This window comes from Burkholderia cepacia, assembly GCF_001039005.1.
GTDB lineage: Bacteria > Pseudomonadota > Gammaproteobacteria > Burkholderiales > Burkholderiaceae > Burkholderia > Burkholderia theae.
In genome coordinates this window covers 61,938-77,693 of record NZ_LDWR01000067.1, presented here as the reverse complement: position 1 = coordinate 77,693, position 15,756 = coordinate 61,938, and the positions used below count along the sequence as shown (strand labels likewise).

Annotated in this window: 14 protein-coding genes; all 14 read right to left on the bottom strand. The window is 68.5% G+C overall.

What is annotated here, in order from left to right; all coding sequences use genetic code 11:
- Window positions 1–28: 28 nt before the first annotated feature.
- Entirely contained in the window at window positions 29–1,090 is a 1,062-nt protein-coding gene (locus VL15_RS33950; RefSeq protein ID WP_048251179.1) for an aldose 1-epimerase, read from the bottom strand.
- Window positions 1,091–1,140: 50 nt separating this feature from the next.
- A complete protein-coding gene (locus VL15_RS33945; protein ID WP_048251178.1) occupies window positions 1,141–1,956 on the bottom strand; it encodes an SDR family NAD(P)-dependent oxidoreductase in 816 nt (271 codons plus the stop codon).
- Between the two features lie 29 nt (window positions 1,957–1,985).
- Window positions 1,986–3,002 carry an L-arabinose ABC transporter permease AraH gene (gene araH, locus VL15_RS33940; protein ID WP_048251177.1) on the bottom strand — a complete coding sequence of 339 codons (1,017 nt, stop codon included), beginning with the start codon at window positions 3,000–3,002 and terminating at the stop codon, window positions 1,986–1,988.
- A gap of 70 nt (window positions 3,003–3,072) precedes the next feature.
- Entirely contained in the window at window positions 3,073–4,584 is a 1,512-nt protein-coding gene (gene araG, locus VL15_RS33935) for an L-arabinose ABC transporter ATP-binding protein AraG (RefSeq protein ID WP_048251225.1), read from the bottom strand.
- 68 nt (window positions 4,585–4,652) lie between these two features.
- Window positions 4,653–5,648: an arabinose ABC transporter substrate-binding protein gene (locus VL15_RS33930; RefSeq protein ID WP_048251176.1), complete on the bottom strand. Its 996-nt coding sequence runs from the start codon at window positions 5,646–5,648 to the stop codon at window positions 4,653–4,655.
- A gap of 102 nt (window positions 5,649–5,750) precedes the next feature.
- A complete protein-coding gene (locus VL15_RS33925) occupies window positions 5,751–6,530 on the bottom strand; it encodes an SDR family oxidoreductase (protein ID WP_048251175.1) in 780 nt (259 codons plus the stop codon).
- Window positions 6,530–7,207: a 2-dehydro-3-deoxy-6-phosphogalactonate aldolase gene (locus tag VL15_RS33920; RefSeq protein WP_048251174.1), complete on the bottom strand. Its 678-nt coding sequence runs from the start codon at window positions 7,205–7,207 to the stop codon at window positions 6,530–6,532. Before VL15_RS33920 ends, VL15_RS33925 begins: the two co-directional genes overlap by 1 nt.
- 23 nt (window positions 7,208–7,230) lie before the next feature.
- A complete protein-coding gene (locus VL15_RS33915; protein ID WP_048251173.1) occupies window positions 7,231–8,256 on the bottom strand; it encodes a 2-dehydro-3-deoxygalactonokinase in 1,026 nt (341 codons plus the stop codon).
- Window positions 8,253–9,152, bottom strand: coding sequence for an IclR family transcriptional regulator (locus VL15_RS33910; protein WP_048251172.1), 900 nt, complete (start codon window positions 9,150–9,152; stop codon window positions 8,253–8,255). Before VL15_RS33910 ends, VL15_RS33915 begins: the two co-directional genes overlap by 4 nt.
- Before the next feature lie 348 nt (window positions 9,153–9,500).
- Entirely contained in the window at window positions 9,501–9,899 is a 399-nt protein-coding gene (locus VL15_RS33905; RefSeq protein WP_048251171.1) for an EF-hand domain-containing protein, read from the bottom strand.
- An 82-nt stretch (window positions 9,900–9,981) separates the two neighbouring features.
- Entirely contained in the window at window positions 9,982–11,592 is a 1,611-nt protein-coding gene (locus VL15_RS33900) for a S10 family peptidase (RefSeq protein WP_048251170.1), read from the bottom strand.
- Window positions 11,593–12,015: 423 nt separating this feature from the next.
- The gene (gene mtgA / locus VL15_RS33895; RefSeq protein ID WP_048251169.1) at window positions 12,016–12,753 is read right to left on the bottom strand and encodes a monofunctional biosynthetic peptidoglycan transglycosylase; all 738 of its coding nucleotides are present in this window, start codon (window positions 12,751–12,753) and stop codon (window positions 12,016–12,018) included.
- Between the two features lie 14 nt (window positions 12,754–12,767).
- Complete coding sequence (gene aroE, locus VL15_RS33890; protein WP_048251168.1) at window positions 12,768–13,634, bottom strand: shikimate dehydrogenase; 867 nt, start codon at window positions 13,632–13,634, stop codon at window positions 12,768–12,770.
- Window positions 13,631–15,724, bottom strand: coding sequence for an RNB domain-containing ribonuclease (locus VL15_RS33885; RefSeq protein WP_048251167.1), 2,094 nt, complete (start codon window positions 15,722–15,724; stop codon window positions 13,631–13,633). Before VL15_RS33885 ends, aroE begins: the two co-directional genes overlap by 4 nt.
- Window positions 15,725–15,756 lie beyond the last annotated feature (32 nt).

Here is a 15,756-nt window from a genome sequence, read left to right as displayed (position 1 = left end):
GCGGCAAACCGTTGGTAGACCGCGTATTTTACCCGCGTCGCCGGCGTCCCTCGCGTGTCGCGGCATTGCTGCGCGCATCGGCGCGCTCGACGGTGAACGCAAAACGCCGCGTGAGCCGCTCGCCCGGCGCGAGCAGCGTCATCCCGTGCGCGACCGCGCCGCCCGGCAGATTCATCGCATTGATCGGATGATCGACCGGCTCGAAGCAGAAGAAATCCTCGCCGGGCGGCGTATAGAGCACGTACGCGTCGGTGTCGGCCGCGACGGTCAGCGACAGCCTGCGGCGCGGCCAGCTCACCGTCGCGTGGCCGCCCCAGCCGGTGAACGCATGATTGACGAGCGCGGCCGGCAACGGATACGCGACGCCGAACTGCCAGGCCGGCGGCACGCTCACGTGCCGCACCGGCAGGAAATCGGCGCCCGACAGCCACAGCCCGCCCGCGGCCGCGGCCAGCTCGGTCACGGCATCGCGCACGAGGAACGGATGCACGCCGAGGCCGAACGGCAGCCGGGCGCGCCCCGCGTTCTCGATCGACAGCGCGATCGACAGCGTCGCCTCGTCGAGTTCGAACGACTGGATCGCGCGGAACGCATACGGCGCGCCGCCGGTGCGATCGAGCGACAACTGCAGCGTCGTGTCAGTCGCATCGTCCACCTGCCACGGCGCGAGCCAGCCGTCGCCATGGATCGGCAGCGGCTCGTCGCGGCGGTTGCGCGGCACCGCGACGCTACGCCCATCGCATTCGAAACGCCCGTCGCCGATCCGGTTCGAGTAAGGCAGCAGCGGGTAACACGCGAGCTCGTTCGGGTCCGTCGCCGTTTCCGGATGCTCGCAGCGGCGGAACACCGGCATCAGCGCGCCGTTGTCGCCGCGCCAGTCGAAGCGCGCGATGCCGCCGCCCAGGTGCGGCAGCACGTCGAGCCGCAGCGACGCGTTCGACAGCGTGACGGCCGCCGCATGCGCGGCGCCGACGCCCTGCGCGAAGGCGGCCGTCTGCGGGCCGGGGCTGACCGGCTGCGCGGCGGCGGCCAGCCGGGCGCGGCGCGACTGGCTGGTGGACGACGACGCGTGCGAGGACGTGGCGGTCATGATGAGCTCCTTTCCTTCGTCGAAGAAACGATGCAGGTCGGTGCGAACGGTCAGGCCCAGCCGCCGTCGACGATCACGTCCTGCGCGGTGATCATCCGGCTGTCGTCGGCCGCGAGGAACAGCGCCATCCGCGCGAGGTCGCCGGGCAGCAGTTCGGCGTCGAGACACTGGCCGGCCTTGATCGCCGCGCGGCCCGCGTCGTCGAGCCACAGCCGGCGCTGCTTGTCGGTCATCACCCAGCCGGGCACCAGCGAATTCACGCGGATGCCGAACGGGCCGAGGTCGCGCGCGAGGCCGCGCGTCAGGCCCTGCACGGCCGCCTTCGCCATCACGTAGACGGGATAACCGCCGTTCTTCAGCATCCAGCTGATCGAGCCGAGATTGACGATCGAGCCGCCGCCCTGCTGCTTCATATCGTCGATCACCGCCTGCGCGGCGAAGAACTGGTGACGCAGGTTCACCGCGATGCCCGCGTCGAACGATGCGGGCGTCACGTCGCCGATCGCGTGGCGCGCGTCGTTCGCCGCGTTGTTCACGAGCACCGCGATCGCGCCGATCCGCGCGCGAATCGCATCGATCCCATGGCGCAGCGCGTCGACGTCGGTCAGGTCGCACTGGATGAACAGCGGCGCGTGACGGACATGCGGCACATGCGCGAGGCTTTCCGCCAGCGCCGTGCCGGCGGCCGCGTCGAGGTCGACGAACGCGACGCGCGCACCCTGCTGCGCGAAGTGCTCGACGAACGACGCGCCGATGCCGGTCGCGCCGCCCGTGATCAGCACCGCGCGATCCGCGAGGCTCGGGTAACTTGCATAACGCGCAGGGCTCGCGGTGAGCGGGTCGTGCGCGGACGTGTCGATGGTCATGCGGTTCGTCTCCGTGAAGGCGGGTCGGGTCAGTCGCGTACGCCGCGGTTCTTCAGCTGGTCGAGCAGCACGGCCGCGAGCAGGATCGCGCCGCGCACGAGGTATTGATAGAACGCGTCGATGTTCAGCAGGTTCATCACGTTCTCGACGGTGCCCATGATCAGCACGCCGATCACGACGCCCGAGATCGTCGCGCGGCCGCCCATCAGCGACACGCCGCCGAGCACGCATGCCGAGATCACGTTCAGCTCGAAGCCCTGCGCGGCGTTCGGCTGGCCCGACGTGATGCGCGACGCGAGGATCACGCCCGCGAGCGCCGTCACCGCGCCCTGGATCAGGAAGATGTACACGCGCGTGCGTTCGACGTTGATCCCCGCGAGCCTCGATGCCTCCGGGTTGCCGCCGATCGCGAGCGTGTTGCGGCCGTACACGGTCTGGTTCAGCAGCACGCCGAACGCGATGAAGCACAGCAGCGTGACCCAGATCGGCAGCGACACGCCGAACATCGACAGCCCGCCGAGTGCGATGAAGGTATCCGACGACACGCCGACCGCCTGCCCCTTCGACACGATGAAGCCGAGCCCGCGCACGATCTCCATCGTCGCGAGCGTCGTGATCAGCGCGTTGATGCGCAGGTATGCGATCACCGCGCCGTTCACGAAGCCGATCGCGGCGCCCGCCGCGACCGCCGCGACGATCGCGACGAACGTGTTGTCGGTCGCGTTCAGCACCATCGCGCACAGCACGCCCGAGAACGCGACGGTCGAGCCGATCGACAGGTCGAAATCGCGCGACGCGAGACAGAACATCATCGTGCACGCGACCATGCCGATCTGCGAGATCGACAGCGCGAGCCCGAGCATGTTGTCGATCGAGAAGAAGTGATCGACCGTCAGCGACATCGTCACGAACATCACCGCGAAGATCGCGATCAGGCTGTATTCGGTCAGATGCTGCCACCACTTCTGGCGGTCGTTCTGCTGCGGTACCAGCGTGTCGGCCGACGGCTTCACGGCTGCGCTGGCGAGGTTTTCCCTGACTTGCATGATTGTGTCTCCTGCTCCTGCATCGCGCGGCCCGCGCCGCGCCTGGTCGATTCGAATGTCGTGCGCCGCGTCAGGCCGCCTGGGCGGCGCTCGTCTGCGGCAGCGCGAGGTTCAGCACCGCGTGCTCGTTCGCCTGTTCGCGCGGCAGCTCGCCGGCGATCCGGCCTTCGCGCATCACGACGATGCGATCGGACACGCCGAGCACTTCCGGCAGTTCCGACGACACCATCACGATCGCGCAACCGCGCTCGGCAAGCCGATAGATCACGTCGTAGATCTCGTGCTTCGCGCCGACGTCGATCCCGCGCGTCGGTTCGTCGAGGATCACGACCTTCAGGTCGGGCTCCGCGAGCCAGCGCGACAGGATCGCCTTCTGCTGGTTGCCGCCCGACAGGAAGCGGATCTTCTGCCGCCGGTTCGGCGTCTTGATCTTCAGCCGCTGGATGAAGCGGTCGGCCGTTTCGTTTTCGGTCTTGCGGTCGATGAAGAGCCCCGCCCGCAGCGAATGGCGGCGGCAGCTGATGTTGATGTTCTCCGCCACCGACGCGATCGCGATGATCCCTTCTTCCTTGCGGTCCTCGGGGCACAGCACGATGCCGTGGCGGATCGCGTCGCCGGTGCGCTTCACGTCGATGCGCGCGCCGTCGAGCGTCAGCACGCCCGCACGCCGGCGGTCCGCGCCGTACACCAGCCGCATCAACTCGCTGCGGCCCGCGCCGACCAGCCCGAAGAAGCCGACGATCTCGCCCGCGCGCACCGCGAAGCTCGCGGGCTCGCGCAGCGCCGGGCCGTCGACGCCTTCGGCAGAGAACCGCACATCGCCGAGCGCGCGCGGCGCGTAATGGTAGATATCCGAAATCTCGCGCCCGACCATCTCGGCGACGAGCCGCTCGCGCGGCACATCGTCGAGCGACGCGTGCGACGCGACCTTGCGCCCGTCGCGGAAGATCGTGCAGCCGTCGCACAGCCGGTAGATCTCGTCCATCCGGTGCGAGATGTAGATCAGCGCACGGCCCTGCGCGCGCAGGTCGTCGACGAGCTTGAACAGCACCTCGGTCTCGCGATGCGACAGCGAGCTGGTCGGTTCGTCGAGCGCGATCACGCGCGCATTGCGCATCAGCGCCTTGCAGATCTCGACCATCTGCCGCTGCGCGATCGACAGCCGCCCGAGCTTCGCGTCGGGATCGAGATCGACGCCCATCGCGGCGAGCCGCTCGCGCACATGGCGTTTCGCCTCGCGCTTCCTCACCCAGCCGAACGCGTTCGGCAGGCGGCCGAGCAGCAGGTTTTCCGCGACCGTCAGGTCGGGCACGTACTGCAGCTCCTGGTGAATCACCGCGATGCCGGCCGCGATCGACGCGGCCGCACTCGCGAACTGCACGGGCTGGCCGTCGACCAGCACGCTGCCCGCATCGGGCTGGTATTCGCCACCGAGAATCTTCAGCAGCGTCGACTTGCCCGCGCCGTTCTCGCCCATCAGGCCATGCACCTCGCCCGCATGCACGTCGAACGAAATGCCGTCGAGTGCGCGCACGCCGGGAAATACCTTGCCGATATTGTCAAAACGCAGTGCCGCTGACACGTCGTCTCCCCACTTCCGAAATCGATCGACCGCCGGCCGCCGCATCGCCGCGGCAGCCGGCGGGCCGCTTACTTCGATGCGAGACCCATCTCCTCGCGCACCTTCGACACGTTGTCGCGCGTCGCGAGCATGCCCGTCGTCAGCGTCAGCGCCGGCGGTGCCTTGCCCTGCGTGATCCACGTGTACATCAGGTCCGAGGTTTCCTCGCCATGGCGCTTCGGGCTGATGATCACGGTGCCGTAGAAGCCCGTCGGCTGCGGCTTCTTGAATTCGTTCAGCGCCGAATCGGAACCGCCGATGCCGATACCGATCATGTTGTCCGCCTTGAAGCCGCGCCCTTCAGCCGCGCGCACCGCGCCGAGCACGGCCTCGTCGTTCAGGCCGTACGCGACCCAGTGCTTGAACTGCGGGTTCTTCGTGAGCGCGATGTTCGCCGCGTTGAACGCGTTCTCGGTGTCGGTCTTCGCCTGTGCCGCCGCGATCACATTCGCCTTCGGAAAACCGGCGGCCACCAGCGCGTCGGTCGCGCCGCTGGTGCGGTCGTGCGCGGTCGGCAGCTGCTCGTAGGTGATGTCGATCGCGCCGACGTCCTTCATGTTCCAGCCGCGCTTCTTGATCTCGGCCGCGATGCCGTCGCCGACCTGCTTGCCGATGTTGTACGCGGAGATCCCCATGTGCGGCACCGACTCGATCGGCTTGCCCGCGCCGTCGACGAGGCGGTCGTCGACCGTCATCATCTTCAGGTTGTGCGACTTCGCCTTCGCGACGATGCCCGGCCCAAGCTTCACGTCGGGCGTGCAGATGATGAAGCCCTGCGCCTGCTGCGCGGACAGGTTGTCGATCGCGCTCATCACCTTCTCGCCGGACGGCGCGCCGATCTTCACGAGCGTGAAGCCCTTTTCCTTCGCCGCCGCCTCGGCGAACTTCCACTCGTCCTGGAACCACGGCTCTTCCGGCTGCTTCACCAGAAAGCCGATCTTGACCGGATCGGCCGCGTGCGCGACCGGGCTCCCCATCACCACCGCGGCCGCAGCGGCCAGCGTAACGAACGTTCTGCGTTTCATCTCCAGTGTCTCCTTGTCTTCATCGAACAGGATGCAGCCGCTTGTTGGTTTCGACGCAGCGTGCGCGCGGCCTTCGCACGTGCGGTCTTTCGAATCGTTGCGTCAGTCGTGATACAGCACCGCGCGCCCGCCATCGACGGTGATGCACGCGGCATTGATGAACGGCGCCTCGTCGGACGCCAGGAACACGGCCGTCATCGCGACTTCCTCCGGCCGGCCGATCCGCTTCATCGGCTGCAGCGCGAGCGTCTCGGCGCGCGCGGCGGCCGGATCGGGCTGCGCGTCCCACCAGTCGCGCGTGAGCTGCGTCTCGATGTACCCCGGCGCGATCGCGTTCACCCGCACGTTGCGCGCCGCGTATTCGATGCCGAGCGCGCGCGTGAGGCCCAGCACGCCGTGCTTCGCGACCGGGTACGGAAAGCAGCCCGGGATGATCCTGAACGCGTGCGTCGATGCGATGTTCACGATGCTGCCGCGGCCGCGTTCGACCATGCCTTCCAGCGCCGCGCGGCAGCCATGCCACACGCCGTCGAGGTCGACCGCGAAGCAGCGGCGCCAGTCGTCGTCCGTCATCGTCAGCGGATCGGCGAACACGTTGATGCCCGCGTTGTTCACCAGCACGTCGAGCGGGCCGAACGCCGCCTCGGTCTGCACGAGCGCGGCGCGCACCGCATCCTGCCGCGCGACGTCCGCATGCAGCGGCAGCACGCGCGCGCCGTCGATGTCGTGCGCAATCGCGGCGGCCGTGTGCTGCGCCTGCGGGAAGTCGAGATCGACGAGCGCGACAGCCGCGCCCTCGCGAGCGAACGCACGGGCGATCGCGGCACCGATGCCACGGCCCGCGCCCGTCACCATCGCGACCTTGCCCGCGAGGCGGCCCATCATGCGGCTCCGCCGCGCGCGACGCGCAATCCGGCCTGGAACGCGCGCGCGTTCGCCGCGGTCGCGTCGGCCGGCTGGCCGGGCCGGTACAGCGCCGAGCCGAGCCCGAAGCCGTTCGCACCGGCCGCGAGGAACGGCTGCATGTTGTCGGGCGAGATGCCGCCGACCGGGATCAGCGGCACCGCGCGGTCGATCACCGCGCGCCACGCCTTCACGACGATCACGCCGAGCTGCTCGGCCGGGAACATCTTCAGCACGTCGGCGCCGTTCGAGAGCGCCGCGAACGCTTCGGTCGGCGTCGCGACACCCGGCGCGCTCGCGAGGCCGCGCTCGCGGGCGCGGCGGATCACGGCCGCGTCGCTGTGCGGCATCACGATCAGCGCGCCGCCCGCGTCCTGCACGCGGTCGACATACTCGGCGCGCAGTACGGTTCCGGCACCGACGATCGCGTCGTCGGGCAGCGCGCGCCGCAGCGCCGCGATGCTGCCGAACGGGTCCGGCGAGTTGAGCGGCACCTCGACGATCCGGAAGCCGGCTTCGTAGAGCGCAAGGCCATGGTCGGCCGCATCGGCGGGCGTGATTCCGCGCAGGATCGCGATCAGCGGACACGCATCGAACGCGCGCATCAGTGCGGCGTGGGGCGTGTACGGCGCGGGCAACGTAAGGTCGGACGGCATGACGGGGTTCCTCTGCAATCGGTTCATTGGTCGGCGAAGACGGGCTCGCCGTCCGCACGCACGAGCCCGGCGCGCGACGCGATCCGCCACAGGCCGCGCTCGGTCGCATGCGCGACGACTCGTGCATGCGTGTGGCCGAATTCGCGGAGCGCGGCGACGTAGCGCGCGCACAGGCCGTCGTCGCCGATCAACAGCAGCGGCTGGGCCGCGAGCGCGATGCCGCGCTCCGCGAGCATCGCGTCGAGCGCATTGAGTTCATGGCCGATCAGCAGGCCCGACAGGTAGTCGCCCTGCGCATCGGGCGCGAGCCGGTCGGTCAGCCCGAGCGTGCGCGTGCTGAAAATCGTCGCGAGCAGCCCCGTGCGCTGCGCGCCGCGTGCGACCGACACGCCGCGCACGAACGCCGCGTGGTCGGGCGACGCGCCCGCGCGCATCGTGCGGCCGAGTATCGTGTGATCGCGCAGCACCGCGAACAGCTCGCCCGTCATGAAGGTCTGGAAGCGCTCGATCAGCCCGTCCTTCACCCACGCCCATTTCGCGTGCGTGCCCGGCAAGCCGATCAGTACCCCTGAACGATCGGTGCCAAGCGTGGGATCGCTCGCGAGTGCACCGAATATCTGCGTTTCTTCGCCGCGCATCACGTCGGGCAATTCGCCCGTCGCGATCACGCCCGGCACGATCGATACCGTCGCGCCGCGTGACGTCGTCACCGTGATGAGGCCCGCGACGAGCGCGTCGGCACCGGCCGGCACCGCGACGTACGGCGCCTCGCGCCAGCCCTGCGCGCTGCCGACCATTCCGGCGGCGAGCACCGGCAGGCCGGGCGTGCGGTCGAGCCAGTCGCCGCACGCTTCCTCGAACACCGCGTCGAACGCGCGCGCGCCGCCGCCCGGGACATGCATCACGCCTGCCGCACGGCTGCGCGAGTCGACGAGCGCGCCATGCGCATCGTAGAGATAGGCGCGCAGCGACGTCGTGCCCCAGTCGAGCGCGATCAGCGACGGGGTGGCGGAGCTGGCATCCGGAACGGGCCGGGTCGAAGTCGTCATCGTTTGATCCTGCGGGTACCCTGCGGCGGGCTCCAGCCCAGTTCCGCGGAAATCGCTCGCGCTTCGCGCTGCACGAGCGGAATCAGTTCGTCCATCCGGTCATGCGGCATGTACGGAATCGTGCTTGCGACCGATACGGCCGCGACCACCGCGCCCGATGCGTCGCGGATCGGCGCGGCGACGCAGCGGATCGACGCCTCGTTCTCCTCGAGATCGAACGTATAGCCGCCGGCCGCGTAATGGGCCATGCGCTGCAGGAACGCGCTCGTCTCGGGCCGGTTGTCGGGCTTGAAATTGACGCCGGCCAGCGCGCGCCGTGCGGCCTCGAACAGCGAGCGCCACAGATCGGGATCGAGGTCGAGCATCATCGCCTTGCCGATGCCCGTCGATGCGAGCGGCATCCGGTGGCCGACGCGCGAGCGCATCTCGAGGCCTCGCGTGCCGGGAATCTTGTCGATGTACAGCACGTCGTCGCCGTCGCGCACGCCGAGATGGATCGTGTCGAGCGTCGCTTCCGCGAGCGCTTCGAGATGCGGCCGCGCCACCGCGGTGAGCGGCATCTGTTCGAGCGCGATCGTGCCGAGCTCGATCAGCTTCGGACCGAGCAGGTAGCCGCCCTGCACCTGGCGCAGGTAGCGCGCCTGCACGAGGCTGCTGACGAGGCGGTGCGTCGTGCTGCGCGTCGTGCCGAGCGCGGCGCCGATCGCACGCATGTCGCGCGCGCCGTTCGCGATCGCCTCGAGGATCGCGAGACCGCGCAGCAGCGTCTGCGTGCCGGCCTGCTGCGCGGCGAGATCGAGCGGCGTGCTGGTCGCGCCGATGCTGTCGGTCAGCGACGTATCGTCCGGCGTCGCGCGCCGGGTGTCGAGGGCAAGGGGTACGGGCATCTTGGTCATGGAGCGGGCTTCTTCAACGGAATCGGTGAAGCCGCTCGCGCGGCGCCGGAACTGCGTCCGGTGCTGCGGCGTGGCGGCGGTCGATGCACCGAGGGAAGCGCCCGGCGAACTTCATGGAATGTGTCTCCGTGTGCGTCGGGCGCCGCGCGATGCGTGGGTCCGAAGCTGTCGATGTGCTTCGGATTGTAGGAGCGCACGCACTTGCCTCCAATATTTGAATGCGTTGCCCAGATAATGAGAATTCGGCGGACATCCGCCACATGCGAGATAAAACGACCGCGCCAAGTGCACGGGGGCGGAACCCGCTGTCACGCAGGTTCCGCCCCCGTTTGTCCACATACGTCGCGCTTACTGCTGGCTTGTGCTGCGTGCCTGCATGTAGCGCTGCACGTCGGAGAACGACACGCGGCCATTGCCGCCCGAGTCGATCTGCCGGAAGTGGTTCGCGACATAACCGAGGCCGGCCGCGCGCGCCTGCGCCTCGGTGATCGAACCCGTGCTCTGCGTATCGGCCGCGTCGAACTGCCGCGCGAGCTTGCGCACCACCTGCGCATGCAGCGCGGCGCCCGTCGTCTGCGTGCCGGCCGTCGGCTTGCGTGCGGCCGGCGGCACGTACGGATCGCCGAGCTGCGCCTGGCGCGCGCGCGCCGGTGCGGCGGTGTCGCTCGCCTGCGCGAACGCGGATACGGATGCTGCGGCGCCGGCGCAAACGAGCGCCGCGGCAACGACGATGAAACGATTCTTCATATCAGGCTCCAGTCTGGAATGAGGTCGTCGACGGCCGGCGACGCGCCACCGTGGGCGCCGGTCGCCGGCCTCGCGCATCGCATCAGTGCGCGGCCGCGTTGTAGAAGGTCACGAGGTCGGCTTTCTCCTGCGGACGCGACGTATCGTCGAGATAGACCATGTGTCCGCCCTGATAGTCCTTGATCGTCAGGTTCGGTTGTGACCCGAGCCGCGCGAGGTCGAGCTCGGTCTGGTAGAACGGCGTCGCGATGTCGTGATACCCGTTCAGCGACAGCACCTTCAGCGACGGATTCAGCGTCAGCGCCGCGGCAAGATCGGGGATCGTGTCGGGCATCGCGAGGCCGTCGTGCGTCCAGTCCCACGTGTTGATCGCATTGCTGCTCAACGAGTAGGCCGACTGCGCGGTGTATTTCAGCTCGTTCGGCAGGTAGCGGCCGATCGTGTCGGTGAACGGCTGCGTGATGTACGTGCTCGACGGATCGCCGCCCGACGCCAGCGGGCTCGATACCGGCACGTTCACGCGCGCATCGTAGCGACCGATCAGCGTGCCCGGGACCAGCGACAACTGGAAGCTGTTGTCGAAGAAGGTCGGGATCACGTTGAAGTTCGCGTTCCACAGCGCCTGCTTCACGCCGGTCGAGTTCGCCATCGTCGTGACCAGATTCGGCGGCGGCGGCGTATGGCTCGCGAGGTACGCGTTCACGGCAGGCGCGTAGCTGCCGGCCGTCAGCAGCCGCATCTGGTCCGCATACTGCGGCAGGTTCGACGGGTTCGGGTTGTCGAGCTGGTAGTACGCGCCGACGGTGCCGTACGACGGCACGAAGCCCGCGCAGCTCACCGGGCTCGACCCGTTGTTCGAGTTGCCGATGTAGTCGCTCGCCATGTCGCAGTTCGTGTTGTAGTTCAGGATCGACGACTGCAGCACGAGGCCGGCGAGCTTCACGCCGGCCGTCTCGAGCAGGTTTGCGAGCACGTCGGTGCGCGGCGTGCCGTACGACTCGCCGAACAGGTATTTCGGCGAATCGTTGCGCTGGTTCACGGTCAGGTAGCGGACCACGAAATCGCGGAACGCGCCGCCGTCCTGGTCGACGCCCCAGAACGACTGGTTCGTGTTCGGCGCAATCGCTTCGGAGAAGCCGGTGCCGATTGCATCGACGAACACGAGGTCGGTCGTGTCGAGCAGGCTTTCCTGGTTGTCGACGAACGGGAACGTCGACGTGTTCGCGTTCGGGTCGCCCGTCTGGATCCGCCGCGGGCCGAACGAGCCGAGGTGCAGCCACACCGATGCCGAGCCGGGGCCGCCGTTGTACAGGAACGTGACGGGCCGCTTCGCCGCGGGCTGGTTGTCGGCCGTGTAGGCGACGTAGAAGAACGACGCTTCGGGCGCGCCCGTCTGCGGATTACGTGCGACGAGGTGGCCGGTCGTGGCTGTGTAATGGATCGTCTTGCCGTTCAGCGTGATCTGGTGATGCGTGACGGCGGCCTTTTCCACCGCGGCGGACGCGTCGAGCGACGCGGTCGCGCTCGACGAATAACTGTTGGGATCGTTGTACGCCCTGTCCACCTGGCTGGCGGGATCAGCTGAATTGTCGGCGCTGGTCGCGGCGGACGACGTCACGTCGTCGTTGCAGGCCGTCAGAATCAGCGAAGAGAACACAACCCCCAACAACAGCTTGGCTTTGCTCGCTGGCATTGTTGCTTTCCTTCTCGGATGTTTTTGTGTCGAGCAGCCGGATAAGCCGCCCCCCGCCTCGATTGCGGCCGATAAGCCGAGGCGCTGGCCAATATACGCGAGCCCGTCAGCTTTGAAAAATTTTGAAATATTTGGCGGGAGACCGGTGCAGCGCACACCTTTCAGAAACACTTCGATTCATGAAACGTTGCATTTCATGCGCCTTTCATCGATTTTCGCGTTTACTCGGCAATACTAAAAAAGCGCGGATTTCGTGCCATATCGCCCAATAAAATCGCGCGATCGCGCGCATTGCTCAGTAAAGCGAAATAGACGAATTCGTCTAAAGGATATGGCCCGAAATGCGCGCGACACGAATGCGCCGCAGCGCACAAACGGCGCGTCGGCGGCGAAACGGACAATGCGGCGGCGCGAACGCGCCGCTCACTCGGATTGCGGAAGCGCGGCCGCGCCCATTCGGCGGGCGATGATCGCCGCGCGCTGCGCCTGGTAGGCCGAGCCGCGGTGTGCATCGAACCAGCGCGGCTTCGGCAACATCACCGCGAGGCGCGCCGACTGCCACGCGCCGAGCCGGCTCGCGGGGATCTTGTAGTAATAGCGCGCGGCCGCCTCGGCGCCATACACGCCGCGCCCCCACTCGACGGAATTCAGGTAGATCTCGAAGATCCGCTCCTTGTCGAGCACCGTTTCGAGCATCCACGTGATGATGAGCTCCTGTCCCTTGCGGATGTAGCTCTTCTCGCGCGACAGGAACAGGTTGCGCGCGAGCTGCTGCGTGATCGTCGAGCCGCCCGCGACAATCCGGCCGCGCGCCTTGTTCTTCTCCCACGCCTGCAGGATCGCGTCGACGTCGTAGCCGTTGTTGGTCGCGAAGGTCGAGTCTTCCGACGCGATCAGCGCGCGCTTCAGGTTGCGCGAGATCTGGTCGTACGGCACCCACTGGTGCTGGATCTGCGCGGGCGGCTGCTCGCGCGACAGCCACCATGCGTCGGTGCGCATGAACGCGGTCGAGCCCGGATTCACGAACGACCACAGCGCGATCTGCGCGAGATAGAACAGTTGCGTCGCGAGCCACGCGCCCGCGAACACCGCCCCCGCATAGACGATCCAGCGGGCCGGGCTGACCGTCCGCGTGCGCTGCGTGCCGCTCACCGCCGCCACCTGCCGCGCTCCGTTCAGCTCGCCGCGAGCGCCTGGCGCAGCGCGGCAAGCACCGGTGCACCGTCCGGCCGCACGCCGCGCCAGATGAAGAACGATTCGGCCGCCTGCTCGACGAGCATCCCGAGCCCATCGGCCGTGCGCGCACCGAGCGACGCAGCATGCTGCATGAACACGGTCGGCTGCGCGCCGTACATCATGTCGTACGCCAGCGTGCCCGCGCCGAACGCGGCCGGGTCGCACGCCGGCAGCGCCGCGTCGAGGCTGCCGGCCGTCGCATTGACGATCACGTCGTACGGCTCCGCGCGCACCACGTCGGGGCCGCCGCCCGCGAGCGTGCAGCCCGCATCGTGCGCGGCCTGCATGAACTGGCCGACGAGCGCCTCGGCCTTGCTCGCGGTGCGGTTCACGATCGTGATCGACAGCGGTGCGCGGTCGAGCAAAGGCAGCACGACGCCGCGCGCGGCGCCGCCCGCGCCGAGCAGCAGGATGCGCGCGCCCGCGAGCGACACGCCGAGGTTCGACTCGATGTCGCGCACGAGGCCAACGCCATCGGTGTTGTCGCCGTGGATACGGCCGTCGGCGTCGATGCGCAACGTGTTCACCGCGCCCGCCGCCGCCGCGCGCGGCGACAGCATATCGGCGAGCGCATGCGCTTCGAGCTTGAACGGCACCGTCACGTTCGCGCCGCGACCGCCTTCGGCGACGAACGCCCGCACGGCCGCCTCGAAGCCGTCGACCGGCGCGAGCCGGTGCGTGTAGTCGATCGGCTCGCCCGTCTGCGCGGCGAACTGCGCGTGGATGAACGGCGACTTGCTGTGCGCCACCGGGTTGCCGAACACTACGTAGCGGTCGGCGCCGCTCGTCGACGCAGCCGCATTCATGATGCGCGCCCCTCTTCGCTATCGTTGCCGTTGCCGCTCGCGGCTTCGCCGTCGACGCCTGCCGTCGCACCGTCCGCTTCGGCCAGCGCTTCCGCCTCGGTTTCCGCCGTGGCGTCTTCCGCGTCGATCAGCGTGTCGTCGCCGGCTTCGGCGTCATCCTCTTCCTCGGCCGCATCGCCGCTCGTCACGGTCGGCGCATCGAGCACGTTCAGCAACCGCACCGACGCCTCGATCGTCAGCTCGTCGAGCGACATCACGTCGAGCAGCACGCGCGTGCCGCGCGCATGCACGCCGAGCCCCGGCACATGCAGCAGCAGCGGAATTTCCTCGAGGCGCACGAGATCGCCCTTCACGACCGCCGCGACGACCTGCTTCTTCTGCTCCTGCGCGAGCCAGCGCAGGCACCAGAAATACTCCATCCGGCGCTGGTAGTCGGCGTAGGCCGTGTAGGTATCGTCGAAGCCCTGCACGACCGCGTACAGGTCGGCGTCCTTCGGCTTGAACGGCGCGGCGAGCTTCGCGGTGACACCATGCTGCACGCACGCGAGCAGTTGCCACTGGTTCACGAGGTCGACGTAGCGGCGCAGCGGCGACGTGCTCCACGCGTACTGCGGCACGCCGAGGCCTTCGTGCGGCGCGGCCGTCGTCTGCATCCGCGTGCGCTTCGGGCCGGGCGCACCGAAGCCGCGCTGCGAGCGGTAGATGCCGGGCACCGTGTGGTCGTGCAGGAACGCGCCCCAGGTCGAGTTCGCGAGGATCGCGAGCTCCGACACGATCAGGTCGAGCGGCGACCCACGACGGCGCGGCGTGATCGACACGTGCTCGCCGTCGACGTAGAAGTTGTAGTCGGTGTTGCGCTGCACTTCGCGCTTCAGGCCGTAGCCCGCGCGCGCAAGCTGGCGCTTCTCGAACAGCGCCTGCGCGAGCGGCCACAGCACGGCGATGTCGTCCTTGTGCGGATACTCGCCGGTGCCGGCCGCGAGCGTCTCTTCGTTGACGAGCTCGTCGAGCGTGTTGTGACGCAGGTTGTTCTTCACGAACACGAGTTCGGCGCGCGTCTCGTTCGCGACGATGTCCTGCGTTTCGCGGTTGACGATGATGTACAGCGACAGCGCCGGGCGGTAATCGCCCTCCTTCAGCGTGAACACGTCGACGACGTCGTCCGGCAGCATCGTGATCTTGTCGCCCGGCATGTAGACGGTCGACAGGCGCGTGCGCGCGATTGCGTCGACCGCGTCGCCGCGCACGATGCCGAGCGCCGGCGCAGCGATGTGCACGCCGATCCGCACGCGGCCGTCGGACAGGTGCTCGACCGAGAACGCGTCGTCGATTTCGGTCGTCGTGATGTCGTCGATCGAGAAAGCCTCGACGTCCGCGCGCGGCAGGTCGTCCGGCAGCGCGCCGACCGTGACGGGCGGAAAGCCCGTGCCGTGCGGGAAGAACTCCGCGAGGAAGCGCGCCTCGTGCAACGCGCGCGGCGACGCGATGCCGCCGCAGTCGAGCATCAGGCGCGCCGGCGACACGCCGCGTGCGCCGGCCGCGGCTTCCATCGCCTTGTATTCGATCGCGTTCTTGTCCGGCCGCGTCAGCAGCCCGAGCACCTTGCCCGCGAACGCGTCCGGCAGCTTGCCGGCCTTCAGTTCCTCTTCATACTGCACCTGGACGAGCGCCTGCTGGCGCTTGCGCTCGAGCGACGCGAGCGCCATCTTGAGCTGCTCTTCCGGCGCGCGCTGGTACTGGCCGCGCCCCTTGCGGCGGAAATAGACGGGCGAGCCGTGCAGCCGCAGCACCAGTGCCGCGCGCTCGACCGGGCCGTACGTCGCGCCGAAGTACTCCGCGGCCAGCGCCGTATACGCGAACTCGTCGGACGGCGCGCATTCCCACAGGAAATCCAGATCGATCTGCTGCGCGGCCGTGTCGGCCTCCTGCATCAGTTCGCCCGCGGCCGGCTTGTCGAATTCGATCAGCACGTCTTTCGCGCGCACCTTCGCACGCCGCCCGCCGGGCAACTCGACCTGAAATGCGTCGCCCTGGCGCGACAGCACGCTGCCCGCCTTGAAACTGCCCGATTCCTCGAAGAAAACGTTCACTCAGTACTCTCGTTCAGACTGCCGGGCGCCGC

What these genes read in the sequence shown, in the direction of transcription:
- VL15_RS33915 (WP_048251173.1), bottom strand. Translation starts at nt 8,256, where the DNA reads ATGACGACTTCGACCCGGCCCGTTCCGGATGCCAGCTCCGCCACCCCG.
- VL15_RS33910 (WP_048251172.1), bottom strand. Translation starts at nt 9,152, where the DNA reads ATGACCAAGATGCCCGTACCCCTTGCCCTCGACACCCGGCGCGCGACG.
- VL15_RS33900 (WP_048251170.1), bottom strand. Translation starts at nt 11,592, where the DNA reads ATGCCAGCGAGCAAAGCCAAGCTGTTGTTGGGGGTTGTGTTCTCTTCG.
- VL15_RS33905 (WP_048251171.1), bottom strand. Translation starts at nt 9,899, where the DNA reads ATGAAGAATCGTTTCATCGTCGTTGCCGCGGCGCTCGTTTGCGCCGGC.
- VL15_RS33930 (WP_048251176.1), bottom strand. Translation starts at nt 5,648, where the DNA reads ATGAAACGCAGAACGTTCGTTACGCTGGCCGCTGCGGCCGCGGTGGTG.
- VL15_RS33945 (WP_048251178.1), bottom strand. Translation starts at nt 1,956, where the DNA reads ATGACCATCGACACGTCCGCGCACGACCCGCTCACCGCGAGCCCTGCG.
- VL15_RS33925 (WP_048251175.1), bottom strand. Translation starts at nt 6,530, where the DNA reads ATGGGCCGCCTCGCGGGCAAGGTCGCGATGGTGACGGGCGCGGGCCGT.
- VL15_RS33920 (WP_048251174.1), bottom strand. Translation starts at nt 7,207, where the DNA reads ATGCCGTCCGACCTTACGTTGCCCGCGCCGTACACGCCCCACGCCGCA.
- VL15_RS33950 (WP_048251179.1), bottom strand. Translation starts at nt 1,090, where the DNA reads ATGACCGCCACGTCCTCGCACGCGTCGTCGTCCACCAGCCAGTCGCGC.
- araH (WP_048251177.1), bottom strand. Translation starts at nt 3,002, where the DNA reads ATGCAAGTCAGGGAAAACCTCGCCAGCGCAGCCGTGAAGCCGTCGGCC.
- aroE (WP_048251168.1), bottom strand. Translation starts at nt 13,634, where the DNA reads ATGAATGCGGCTGCGTCGACGAGCGGCGCCGACCGCTACGTAGTGTTC.